This is a genomic window from Pseudomonas sp. LH1G9 (assembly GCF_002949975.1).
GTDB classification, from domain to species: Bacteria; Pseudomonadota; Gammaproteobacteria; order Pseudomonadales; family Pseudomonadaceae; genus Aquipseudomonas; species Aquipseudomonas veronii.
In genome coordinates, this window is record NZ_CP026880.1 from 513,968 (window position 1) to 525,297 (window position 11,330).

Below are 11,330 nucleotides of genomic sequence, written 5' to 3' on the forward strand. Positions count from 1 at the left end.
TGGACTTTTTATGGAAAATATCGTTCTTTTTTCGGCCGTCAAGGCAAACGCTGGCCTTGATTTTGTCACCCCTCTGAAAGCTGTATTGGACAGCCACTGGTACGTTCTCGGGAACGAGGTGAAGCTGTTCGAAGAGGAATTCGCAAACTATGTAGGCATCAAGCACTGCATCAGTGTTGCCAACGGCTCAGATGCGCTTGAGCTTGCGTTGAAGGGCCTTGGCGTTGAGTCCGGCCACCACGTCGTTGCCGTTGCCAACGCTGGTTTCTACGGCAGCACCGCGATTCATGCGGTCGGCGCAGAGCCTGTGTACGTTGACGTCGACCCGACCAGCTTGACTATTTGCCCGAAAGCTCTTGCTGCCGTATTGGACAGCAAACCCGCAGCGGTGATCGTGACGCACCTTTACGGTCAACTGGCCAACATCGAGGAAATCGTCCGTATCGCTTCGGCTGCCGGCGTCCCGGTGTTGGAGGATTGCGCCCAATCCCACGGTGCGCGACGCAATGGCAAACAGGCCGGCAGTTTTGGCACGATTGCGTGCTTCAGCTTTTACCCCACCAAAAATCTTGGTGCCCTGGGTGATGGTGGCGCAGTGGTCACCGATAACGACGAACTCGCGACTCGCATCCGTCAGTTGCGCCAATACGGCTGGACTCAAAAGTACCAAGTGTCCGTCCCTGGCGGCCGCAACAGCCGCCTTGACGAAATGCAGGCCGCGATCCTTCGTGTGAAACTCCCGCATCTGGATACCTGGAACGAGCAACGTCGTTCGATCGCCAAGCGCTACAACGCGGCGTTCGCGGCACTGGATATGCAATTGCCGTGCTCCACCGGCGAAGATTATGTAAGCCACCTCTACGTCGTGCGTGTGAAAGCGAGAGCGGAGTTTGCTGCAGCGTTGAAAGAAAAGAGCGTCAGCACCGACATCCATTACCCGATCGCTGACCACAAGCAACCGGCTTACGCTGCCACGCCAGCCGCTTTGAGCGTGACCGAGCAAGCGTGTGACACGGTTATCTCGCTGCCTTGCTACCCTGGCCTGACCGACGAAGAAGTCGATCGCGTGATCGAGGCCGTCACTGCTTACTTCTCTGAGGGGAAATAACCTTGCTGACGTTGGTCATCCCCGTATATCGCAACGAGGGCAATCTTCCCGATCTGCTCGTCGCCATAGCTGGCCTGAATACGCAGCTTGATAACGACCTTGAGGTTGTGTTCGTTGTGGACGGCAGTCCGGACCGTTGCTATGAGATTTTGCGAGAGAAGCTGCCTGCGCAGCCTTTCCGATCCAAGCTCATTTTGCTGTCGAAGAACTTTGGCTCGTTCATGGCTATTCGTACAGGGCTGCAAAATGGCAGCGGCGACCGATTTGCGGTGATGGCTGCGGACCTGCAGGAGCCGCCTGAACTGGTTCTTGAAATGAACCGCGTGCTGTTGGGCCAGGACACCGATGTTGTCGTTGGTGTTCGAGAAGGGCGGCAGGACCCGTGGGGCAGTCGCATGGCGTCCAGCCTCTTCTGGGGCCTTTACCGCCGGTATGTCATCCCCGAGATTCCACCGGGCGGCGTCGATATGTTTGCCTGCAATCGGGCATTCAGGGACACACTGCTGACGCTGGATGAGCGACATAGCTCGCTGATCGCGCAGATTTTCTGGTTGGGTTATCGCCGCAAAGTCGTGACCTACACTCGTCAAGAAAGAGTTCACGGTACTTCGGCCTGGACCCTGCGCAAGAAAGTCAATTACCTGATGGACAGCGTGTTTTCCTTCACGGACCTGCCCATCAGGTTGCTGACCCGCGTCGGCGCTTTCGGCTCGGTGCTGGCGGCGGTGTTCGGCGTTTTCACATTGGCGGCGAAGCTGCACGGCATGATCGAAGTGCCGGGCTACGCGATGATCATGCTGACAATCACTTTCCTTGGCTGCTTGAATCTCCTGGGGCTGGGCATCGTGGGCTCCTATGCATGGCGTACCTACGAAAATACAAAAAATCGACCCTTGGCGATCCCAATGCGCGTTGAAGATTTTGGAGATAAGAATGAGCAGCACTAAGCAATACTTCGTTCACAGTCATGCACTGTGCGAATCCGAGAATATTGGTAAAGACACGCGAGTCTGGGCGTTCGCGCACATTCTGCCTGGGGCCTCCCTGGGCAGTGAGTGCAACGTATGCGACAACGTGTTCATTGAAAACGATGTGATCATCGGCGACCGCGTCACGCTCAAATGCGGCGTGCAGGTCTGGGATGGCATCACCATTGAAGACGACGTCTTCATTGGTCCGAATGCAACCTTCACGAATGACCTGTTTCCGCGCAGCAAGGTCTACCCGCAGGCCTTCGATCGCACAATCATCCGCAAGGGCGCCTCGCTGGGCGCCAACTGCACGATCCTTCCGGGCCTGACCATTGGCACCAACGCAATGATCGGCGCAGGTGCGGTGGTCACGCGTTCTATCCCGCCCAATGCCATCGTTGTTGGCAACCCTGCGAAAATTATCGGCTACGTTGATGCCAAGCCTGTCAGCACCTCCCAGGAGGGGGCTGAAAAGGTTGCCAGCAAGCCGGGCGTGGTCCAAACCACGGTCAGCGGTGTGACGTTGCACACGATGACTGAAGTCGCTGACATTCGCGGCAGCCTGTCCGCGGGTGAATTCGAGCGCACCATCCCGTTCAAATCGGAACGTTATTTCCTAGTGTATGACGTGCCTACCGCAGAAACACGCGGCGAACATGCGCATAAGGTCTGCCACCAGTTTCTGGTTGCCGTCAAAGGCTCGGTGCATGTGGTCGCGGACGACGGCAGGAACCGCGAAGAGTTCGTGCTGGATAAGCCCAACAAGGGTATTTACCTGCCACCGATGACATGGGGCATCCAGTATCGTTATTCCCATGATGCAGTGCTGATGGTGTTTGCGTCGCATTACTACGATTCGGCCGACTACATCCGCAACTACGATGAATTCAAATCGCTGATTGCCAACGCTCGATGATGCCTGGAATCAAGCGCGCAGCGGCTAAAATCCTGCAGGTGGATTTTGCCCGGTTCCTGGTGTCGGGCGGTTTCAATACTCTCGTCACCTACGGAATCTATTTACTGCTGTTGAATGTGTTGTCCTATAAAACAAGTTATACGGTCGCGTACGTGGCCGGGATAGTGCTTGCGTACAGCCTCAATCGGTACTTTGTTTTCAAGAGTCATCAGGGCATCAAATCGGTCGCTTTATTTCCGTTAGTTTATCTGGCGCAATACCTCACCAGCCTTTTGATTCTCTGGGTGTGGGTTGAGAAACTTGGGCTTGATAGCCGTGTCGCTCCGTTAATCGCGATCGCGATCACGGTACCGATGACGTTTGTTCTTTCCAGGTACGTGTTCTCCACGGCCCCGAAACGCGGTTGATGGATAAAGGCTGACACTGCAGCGCCAAGCGCCTGCCGTCACCTGACCGTCAGGCAAATTTAAGCCCCGGGACCTCTTGCTGCGAATGCGGCGAGGTGTCCCGGGGCTTTTTTGTTGGTAAGCGCTCCATAAACCTCACATTCAAAGCCGCCACCTGACCCTCGATGATGTGCTCCCGATTCCTTTCCGGAGCCAGCACTTCATGATGCGTCCCGACGCAAAAGTCGAAAAAGTCTATCTGTACCCCAAGCCCGTCGACTTCCGAAAATCCATCGACGGCCTCGCCGCTCTGGTCGAACTGGACATCAAGGTCGCGGTGTTTGATCCGGTGCTTTTCGTGTTCCTCAACAAGCCTCGAAACCGAGTGAAGATTTTATATTGGGAACGCAACGGCTTTTGCCTTTGGCTAAAGCGCCTGGAGTCCGAGCGCTTCAAAACATCGCCGGATTGTTCGGATGAAGCCATCGTGCTGACGGTTCAAGAACTCAACTGGTTATTGGACGGTTTTGATTTGTGGCGCAACCGGCCGCATCAAGTTTTGACACCTCGATTCGTCGCCTGATTCGGTATAATCCACGGCATGATTTCCATGCCCAAAGACCTTCCTGACGACCCTGTTTTGCTCAAGCAACTGCTTGAGCAAATGCTGAGTGAGCGCGAGTCGGATAAGGGCAAGATCGTTCATCTTGAAGAAGAAAACGCGCTGTTGCGTCAGCGTCTTTTCGGGCGCAAGTCAGAGCAGACTGCCGATCCCGCGACCCCGCAAATGGCCTTGTTCAACGAAGCTGAAAGCGTGGCCGAGTCTGTCGACGAAACGGTTGAAGAAGAGGTCGTAGCGCCGAGCAAACGACGAGGCAAGCGCAAGCCTCTGCCCGCCGATCTTCCACGTATCGAAGTCATTCACGAACTGCCCGATCACGAGCTGACCTGTGCCTGCGGTTGCCGTAAACACAGCATTGGCGAGGAAATCAGCGAGCAGCTCGAGATCGTGCCGATGCAAATCCGCGTGATCAAACATGTGCGCAAGGTCTACGCCTGCCGTGGCTGTGAAACCGCGCTGGTCACCGCCGACAAACCGGCGCAGCTGATCGAAAAGAGCATGGTTAGCCCCAGCGTTTTGGCGATGTTGCTGACGACCAAATACGTCGATGGCCTGCCCCTGCATCGCTTCGAAAAAGTACTCGGTCGCCACGGCGTCGATATTCCACGACAAACCTTGGCACGCTGGGTTATCCAGTGTGGCGAACACCTGCAACCCTTGCTCAACTTGATGCGTGATCGACTGCTGGAAAGTCGCGTCATCCACTGCGACGAAACGCGCGTGCAGGTGCTGAAAGAGCCTGATCGAGAGCCGACCAGTCAATCCTGGATGTGGGTGCAAACCGGCGGGCCGCCGGATCAGCCTGTCATCCTTTTTGACTACTCGACCAGCCGGGCGCAGGAGGTTCCATCGCGCCTGCTCGAAGGTTATCGCGGCTACCTGATGACCGATGATTACGCTGGTTATAACGCCTTGGGCGCGCAATCCGGTGTCGAACGTTTAGGCTGTTGGGCACATGCGCGACGCAAGTTTGTCGAGGCGCAAAAGGTGCAGCCTAAAGGCAAAACCGGGCGTGCTGATATCGCCCTGAATCTGATCAACAAGCTTTACGGTATCGAGCGAGATTTAAAAGAAGTCGGCGATGAACATCGCTACGAAAGCCGCCAGCAAAGCAGCCTGCCGGTGTTGGCGCAGTTGCAAACATGGCTGGAGAAAACCCAGCCACAAGTGACGGCGCAAAATGCACTGGGCAAAGCCATCAGCTACCTGGCCAGCAACTGGATCAAGTTGGTTCGCTACACCGAAGCCGGTTACTTGCCGATCGACAACAACGCCGCCGAGCGTGCGATCAGGCCCTTCGTTATCGGGCGTAAGAACTGGCTGTTCAGCGACACGCCCAAAGGCGCGACGGCCAGTGCTCAACTTTACAGTTTGGTCGAGACGGCTAAAGCCAACGGCCAGGAGCCCTATGCGTGGCTGCGCCACGTACTTGAGCGCCTGCCGACAGCTTCTTCGGTTGAGGACTACGAAGCTTTACTGCCCTGGAACTGCTCGCCGGTATCGCATAGTTAAACGCGCTGTCCATCTTGATGGCCGGTAGGGTTTACGGTGAGTTTAAAGAACGAGCGGAGCAACGATCATGGAATACGACGATAAACTGATTGAAGAAGCCATGCTTGCCCTGTTGGTAACCTTCAGTTTTGATAACGGCAATGCTTGGAAAGGGTTCGACTTCGAGACCATGAGCCGATTGCATGAACATGGTTTCATCAGCAATCCGGTGAACAAGAACAAATCGATTTGGTTGACGGCTGAAGGGCTGGAGCGCGGTCGACAGATAGCCGACCGATTGTTTGGGGTAAGAACTCAAGTGGAGCATGGATCCGACTCGGATACCTGACTTCATACCACGGCCATATGGTAGGTGGGGTTTATGGATCGCATACTTTTGTTGCGTTGAATTCCGCATTTCAATGGCGTAAAGCCTTTAGGCTCCAGCGCCGCGCGACTTGATGCCCATGCTCTTGGCACCGTTGACGGTACCTTCGAGAATGGCAGCCGCTTTCAGGGTTATTCGATGACCAGCAACGCTTTGGATTGGCACAGAAGCGAGGAGCTTTCTCCAGGGATCTCAATGGAGACGCTGTAGCCACCGGGTTCCAACGCAGATAAATCGGCCTTGAAGGAGAAACCGGCTTTCAAGAGTTTTTGATTGTTGAATGCCTTCACCAGGTCCGGGCGATCAACAACGGTATATTCCTTGAAGGTGGCGGGATCACCCTTGTAGCCGATCAGGCGAAGTTTGAGTTCCTTTGGCGAACTTTGGTTAACGGTGTCGATAGCCCAGCCGGTGAATTGTACAACGCCTCGCGGCACATAAACGCTTGCGCCGGTCTTTCCACCGATGGTGTCAAAGGTGCATTTGTCTGATGGGTAATAAGTGGTCTTACCGGCAGCTGCATTTCCCTTGCTCCCATCCTTGTCGTTGCATCCTGTCATTGTCGCTGCAGTTAAAGCGAGAAAACTTATTGCCGCAATCATCTTGTACATGGTTTTTCCTGAGGGGTGTCAGTGTGTGTATAGCATTGATTTCTTAACTATATAAATGCTTGGCAGTGCTATCGGCGTATCGCGAAAACTGACGATTTATCGACGGCACAGTCTCCGTCCCTGTTGCTAAAGACATCAACCTCAGCGGTCGGATTATGTAGTGGTTGGCAGCACAGTACAAGAGTGGGGGAATGGCTGGATGGCGCACGTCGTGCCTTTTTATCGGGCCGTCGGTGAGCAGGTACTGATTGATACCGCGTCTGTTGAGTATCTCCTGCGCGGGTTGGGAGCTGGTTTTAGACCCCGCGACGCGCCCTGCATGTTTTAAAACAAGGCATTGGATAACCAGTGTGAAGGTTTTCAGTGCGGTAGCCGCTCGGGCTTGATGATGAGGTTATGTTTTTTCGGTTTTCGAATGTCATTAATATTTAATTGACCGCGCTTTATAAAGTTATAAGTAAAAGTGCTGGCGTGGAAAGTTTGCCCGTCTTTCTATAACGTGCGGCCAGAGGGCCCATGGCCGCCGGCCGTCAATGAATTTCGCATGTCGATTCGTTCGGGAGCGCAGAGATACCTTTTTATGCCCATGAAAAAGCCCGCAACGGCGGGCTTTTTGACGCTTGTGTCATGAGTTTCAGGTATCGGGTACGGCCATTTTTTTGTTACCCGTTACACCCAGGTAAAGATAAGTGATGGCCACCATTATCAGTGCAACCACGCCAGACTCGTAAGACTCCACAGACATCCACGGGCCTTGACGACCGAAGTAGTACTGCCATTCGGAGCTTTGCAGCCCCAGGGTTTGCTCGACTGCAGCCTGAGACGCGTCCCTGAGCCCGTACAACGTGAAGAGAGAGAGGACAGCGACTATCGCAAGAAACACCTGCTGCCGCCATTTAATCTCCATCAGCGCGTAGATCACAATGGCCACCGGAAAGATCCCGATCCACTGCCGGCTCTCGGAGCCAAAACTCAAGAGTGGAGAGAACAGCATGAATATCACCAGCAGGCCGATCGGTACTGTACGGTCGCCGTTGAACGACCATCGGATGCAGTACATGGCCACAATCAGAACGCAGAAACCAAAGTAAAGGAAATGCGATATCCAGGGTTTAAGAGGCGCCCCGGCGCTCTGCATCATCAGGTTTGCGGTCAGCGGCGGGCCTTGGAAACCGGTCGAAAAATCAATCACGGAACGCATGACCAGGAAGCTGATGGCGACCGTACAGACGCCCAGCACCAGGCTTTGAAGTTTGAGGCCTCGATAGAGTTGCGGGCTGCACGCAATGCTCGCGGCAATCCAGGCGAGCAACGCGATAATGATACACTGGACCAAGAGTGAGAGCGGTATGAAGCCCACGAGGGCTGTTTGCCCGCCGCTGATAATATGAGTGGAGATTTTCAGCGTGGTGATATCTTTCATGAAGTGATGGTAAGCCAGGAGCCCAATCACTAAAAACAGTGCAAATAATGATTTTTGTATACGTTTAACTTGCTTGATGTTGATCGTGGTGTTGTTAATAGTACCGTAGGGAAAGGCAATTAACCCCAGTGGGACAACAAATAGCGCTGGAAACAACCAGACAAACCAGGCGCATATAATGTGCAGGGCAAATTTTTTCTGATTAACCCAGCACCACAAGGCAATACAACTAAAAGGGATCGCCAGGTTGTCGCTCAGGATCGGATAAAAGACAGGGATTACCAAACTTGCCCAGCTGAATGTAAACAGGATCACGGATAAAATGGCTTTGTGCGGCGTCACGCCCAATTTCCGCAAGCAGCTGAACAAACAGCCTGTTCCGACGGCCATAATGCCGATGTTGAACAACCGCTGAATGAAAACCAGTGTTTCCTTCCCTTCTCCGCGCCAGGCGAAAGGCATCAATTGAACAAACCCTGACATTCTGACGAGTCGATACGGGTCGTTAGTGATCGGTACACCAGCCGCCAGTAACTTTACATACGCGACATAATCGTTCCCGTCCCAGCCCGCACCTTCGTGGAGTGGAATAACACCTATCCATAAGTAGGTAAGAAACATTAGTGCAACGACGGCCATCGCTACATGCCTGCCAGATAATCCGACTAGGCTTCGATCAAAGTTAACCAAAACCGATCCATCCTCATCCATAATAATTTCAGTTACCAGAGCGAGCGTCAATTTTCAGGTTGGCGCTATGTAACGATGTCAATGCTCGCGGTCGGCGAGTTTACAAATCAACTGGCTATTTGTCGATCAATCTACAACCTTTTCACTGGTCGGGTTTATTTTCGCCTTGGGTAACGCTTTATAAATCTGGTAGGCCGGATCAGGCGTGGGCTGAACCGGTTCAAAATGGGCGCGGATATAGTCGTCCATCAATCGATGGGAATTGGAAAATCTCAACGCTTCCCGACTGTCCATCGCCATGTTGAAGACCAGCACGAACCCTGGGTCGGCATTCTTTATCCGTTCGATTTCCGCGCGCTGGAAGTCCTCGGTGCGCGGTGAAAGTGCGTATATCTCCCAAAGGGGCGCTTCCCGTTCCAGCAAGGGGTAGGCGCCGGGCCAGAACGGCAGGACCAGCACCGTTCGGCCCTCTGGGGCATAACGGCCAGTCAGGTCCCTAAGGAGCTGTACCGCATCGGCGGTACCGGGGTCCATGGATATGGTCGAACCCGAGACGTTGATCTGCCTCCAGCCATCTTGGGTGCGGGCGAGTATTCCAGGCTGCCAGGCGGCAAGTATGAACAAGCTGACAGCGGCGGTAAGCACACTCAGTATCAGTTTTGACGCCCACGTTCTGAGTGTGGCCAAAAGGATGAAGATACCGAGGAGCATCGGATAAATGCCCTGCGCGAGGTGGCCGACGTCTGCCCTTGCAAAGGCAAAGTGGGCATACGGAAGCGTTGCGCAAGCCACGGCCACCAGTTCAGGGCGCACGGGTCTACCTCGCAGCCGTTCTTTAAACACCCAGCCCAGTGCGCCAATACCGAATGCCAGCAATGCCATGAAGCAGAGGCCGATGAGGAACCATCTGGTCTCGATGACTACGCCGGCGGTTCCGAAGCCAACGGTCCAAGGCCAGGGGACGGGTAGCGGCAGATTGGTGTTGCCTTGTTCGAGCATGAACACAATCGTGTCTATGAAGGCTGAGAAGTAACCGGGTATGAACAAACACATGGCGATGACCGGCAGGTAGCCTACGGCCACTCCCGCTGCCCAGGCCGGGACGCCCTTGAATCGTTGCCCCTGATCGGATGCCCTAATGGCGAGCCAACTCATGGCCGTTACGCTGGCCACGGCGCCGTATACGCCATGATTACGGCCAAATACGGCCGCGAGACCGATGATCACGCCAAGCAGGAAGTAGCGTTTTACTGTCGGGTTAAGCAGGAGGTAAGTCAGGCCTGCAACGATGATCATTGAAATCGAAATATCAAAAATCTTGTGCCGTGGGTACATCCAGGCCATGAGCGCAAGGCCGGTGATACATAGAAAAGCGAGCTTTTTGAGAGAGTTTCCTCGTAACGCAATGGCGATGGTCCAAAGCCCTGCATATACGCCCAATACTTGAAACATCGCCACGGAGGCGCGCAGTGCCATGATTCCCGTATCGCCTACAAGGGAAAAGTAGCCTGCAGACCAAAAATATCGGCCAGGGTCATAAGCCATGAAGTCACGGATCGGAATTTGCCCGGCAATGATTTGCTTCGCGCCGTACCACAGGAACCCTTCATCCCAGAGGTTAAAACTATCATGGCCTTGCCAAAGAAAATTGCCGATGACGAAAGAGGCCGACAAGGCCAAAAGAACGAGTGTGTTTACGGCCCGTTCATGTATAGCGTGATTCATGGTTCATTCCGCGTCATTTCCCGATGGCGTGCACTATGCCTCTTCAGCGGGGCTCAGGGTAGGTGAATCGATGCGTCGGCCACGACGCTCACCTGGTTGACTTGCCCACCCGCAACACCAACCACAGTGCCCCCGCAATCAGCACCCCGCCATACAGATGCGCCATCGACAGCGGCTCATCCAGCAGCAACGCACCCCACAGCACCCCGAACGGCGGGATCAGGAAGGTGGTGGTCATCGATCGCACCGGGCCAATGGCTGTCAGCAGGCGAAAGTACAGGACGTAGGCAAACGCCGTACACATCAGCCCCAACCCGAGCAACGACAACCACACGTGCCAGCCGCCCCAGCTTGCCGGCGGATGAACGATGGCGCTGTAGGCAAACAGCGGCAGCAGGAACAAGGTCGCGCCGAGCATGCTGCCCAGGGCCGCGAGCCGACTGTCTAGCCCGCCGCGCTGATCCAGCCAGCGGCGCGCAAGAAACCCGGCAAAGCCATAGCAAGTGGTGGCCAACAGGCAGGCCAACGCGCCCATCAACAATTCCAGGTCAAACGCCACCGGCCCGGCGCGGGTCAGCACGCCCACGCCAAACAGGCCCAGGCACACCCCGGCGACTTTCGATGGCGTCAGGCGTTCGCTGAAAAACAATCCGCCAATCAGCACGCCCATTAACGGCGTGGTGGCATTGAAGATCGCCGAGTAACCCGCCGGCAACACCTGGGCCGCCACGGAGTACAGGGTCGCGGGTATGCCGGAGTTGATTACGCCCAGCAGCAGGATGGTCTTGAACTTGCCTTGGAAGTCCCAGTTCACGCGCATCACCGCGAGCATCACCAGCAACCCGGCGGCGGCAATCGACACGCGGAAGAACGCGGTCGGCAGCGTGCCGATTTCCGGGGCGATAATACGCATGAACAGGAAACTCGCGCCCCAGATCGCGGCCAGCCCCAGCAGGTATAGGGTGTCGACAGGTCTCACAGAAAACTCCTACATCAATA

At 55.0% G+C, this 11,330-nt stretch carries 11 protein-coding genes; 7 read left to right on the forward strand and 4 right to left on the reverse strand.

The features are described 5' to 3' along the window. The first annotated feature begins 10 nt into the window (after positions 1-10). The 7 genes from C5F70_RS02450 to C5F70_RS02480 all read left to right on the forward strand — a co-directional run bounded on the left by C5F70_RS02450 (position 11) and on the right by C5F70_RS02480 (position 5,843). Positions 11-1,108: a DegT/DnrJ/EryC1/StrS aminotransferase family protein gene (locus C5F70_RS02450; RefSeq protein WP_104902668.1), complete on the forward strand. Its 1,098-nt coding sequence runs from the start codon at positions 11-13 to the stop codon at positions 1,106-1,108. Then, positions 1,105-2,055: a glycosyltransferase family 2 protein gene (locus C5F70_RS02455; protein ID WP_104902669.1), complete on the forward strand. Its 951-nt coding sequence runs from the start codon at positions 1,105-1,107 to the stop codon at positions 2,053-2,055. Before C5F70_RS02450 ends, C5F70_RS02455 begins: the two co-directional genes overlap by 4 nt. Beyond that, the gene (locus C5F70_RS02460) at positions 2,042-2,995 is read left to right on the forward strand and encodes a WxcM-like domain-containing protein (protein ID WP_104902670.1); all 954 of its coding nucleotides are present in this window, start codon (positions 2,042-2,044) and stop codon (positions 2,993-2,995) included. The genes C5F70_RS02455 and C5F70_RS02460 overlap by 14 nt, the downstream gene beginning before the upstream one ends. Further along, positions 2,995-3,402 carry a GtrA family protein gene (locus C5F70_RS02465; RefSeq protein ID WP_104904522.1) on the forward strand — a complete coding sequence of 136 codons (408 nt, stop codon included), beginning with the start codon at positions 2,995-2,997 and terminating at the stop codon, positions 3,400-3,402. The genes C5F70_RS02460 and C5F70_RS02465 overlap by 1 nt, the downstream gene beginning before the upstream one ends. Before the next feature lie 202 nt (positions 3,403-3,604). Continuing rightward, positions 3,605-3,964, forward strand: a complete 360-nt coding sequence (gene tnpB, locus C5F70_RS02470) for an IS66 family insertion sequence element accessory protein TnpB (RefSeq protein ID WP_019412232.1) — start codon at positions 3,605-3,607, stop codon at positions 3,962-3,964. An 18-nt stretch (positions 3,965-3,982) separates the two neighbouring features. After that, a complete protein-coding gene (locus C5F70_RS02475; protein ID WP_104902671.1) occupies positions 3,983-5,515 on the forward strand; it encodes an IS66 family transposase in 1,533 nt (510 codons plus the stop codon). Between the two features lie 67 nt (positions 5,516-5,582). Then, positions 5,583-5,843 carry a DUF6429 family protein gene (locus C5F70_RS02480; RefSeq protein ID WP_104902672.1) on the forward strand — a complete coding sequence of 87 codons (261 nt, stop codon included), beginning with the start codon at positions 5,583-5,585 and terminating at the stop codon, positions 5,841-5,843. 170 nt (positions 5,844-6,013) lie between these two features. On the opposite strand, the gene C5F70_RS02485 is transcribed toward C5F70_RS02480, so the two are convergent. From C5F70_RS02485 to C5F70_RS02500, 4 genes are all read right to left on the reverse strand, one after another. Then, complete coding sequence (locus C5F70_RS02485; RefSeq protein ID WP_104902673.1) at positions 6,014-6,493, reverse strand: hypothetical protein; 480 nt, start codon at positions 6,491-6,493, stop codon at positions 6,014-6,016. Between the two features lie 634 nt (positions 6,494-7,127). Next, positions 7,128-8,555, reverse strand: a complete 1,428-nt coding sequence (locus C5F70_RS02490) for a hypothetical protein (RefSeq protein WP_104902674.1) — start codon at positions 8,553-8,555, stop codon at positions 7,128-7,130. A gap of 177 nt (positions 8,556-8,732) precedes the next feature. Beyond that, positions 8,733-10,331: a hypothetical protein gene (locus tag C5F70_RS02495; protein WP_104902675.1), complete on the reverse strand. Its 1,599-nt coding sequence runs from the start codon at positions 10,329-10,331 to the stop codon at positions 8,733-8,735. Between the two features lie 88 nt (positions 10,332-10,419). Next, positions 10,420-11,310, reverse strand: coding sequence for a DMT family transporter (locus C5F70_RS02500; protein ID WP_104902676.1), 891 nt, complete (start codon positions 11,308-11,310; stop codon positions 10,420-10,422). Positions 11,311-11,330 lie beyond the last annotated feature (20 nt).

Bases quoted from the DNA above. Each gene is read 5' to 3' on its own strand.
- C5F70_RS02450 (WP_104902668.1), top strand. From the start codon at position 11: ATGGAAAATATCGTTCTTTTTTCGGCCGTCAAGGCAAACGCTGGCCTT.
- C5F70_RS02460 (WP_104902670.1), top strand. From the start codon at position 2,042: ATGAGCAGCACTAAGCAATACTTCGTTCACAGTCATGCACTGTGCGAA.
- C5F70_RS02465 (WP_104904522.1), top strand. From the start codon at position 2,995: ATGCCTGGAATCAAGCGCGCAGCGGCTAAAATCCTGCAGGTGGATTTT.
- tnpB (WP_019412232.1), top strand. From the start codon at position 3,605: ATGATGCGTCCCGACGCAAAAGTCGAAAAAGTCTATCTGTACCCCAAG.
- C5F70_RS02475 (WP_104902671.1), top strand. From the start codon at position 3,983: ATGATTTCCATGCCCAAAGACCTTCCTGACGACCCTGTTTTGCTCAAG.
- C5F70_RS02480 (WP_104902672.1), top strand. From the start codon at position 5,583: ATGGAATACGACGATAAACTGATTGAAGAAGCCATGCTTGCCCTGTTG.
- C5F70_RS02485 (WP_104902673.1), bottom strand. From the start codon at position 6,493: ATGTACAAGATGATTGCGGCAATAAGTTTTCTCGCTTTAACTGCAGCG.
- C5F70_RS02490 (WP_104902674.1), bottom strand. From the start codon at position 8,555: ATGGCCGTCGTTGCACTAATGTTTCTTACCTACTTATGGATAGGTGTT.
- C5F70_RS02495 (WP_104902675.1), bottom strand. From the start codon at position 10,331: ATGAATCACGCTATACATGAACGGGCCGTAAACACACTCGTTCTTTTG.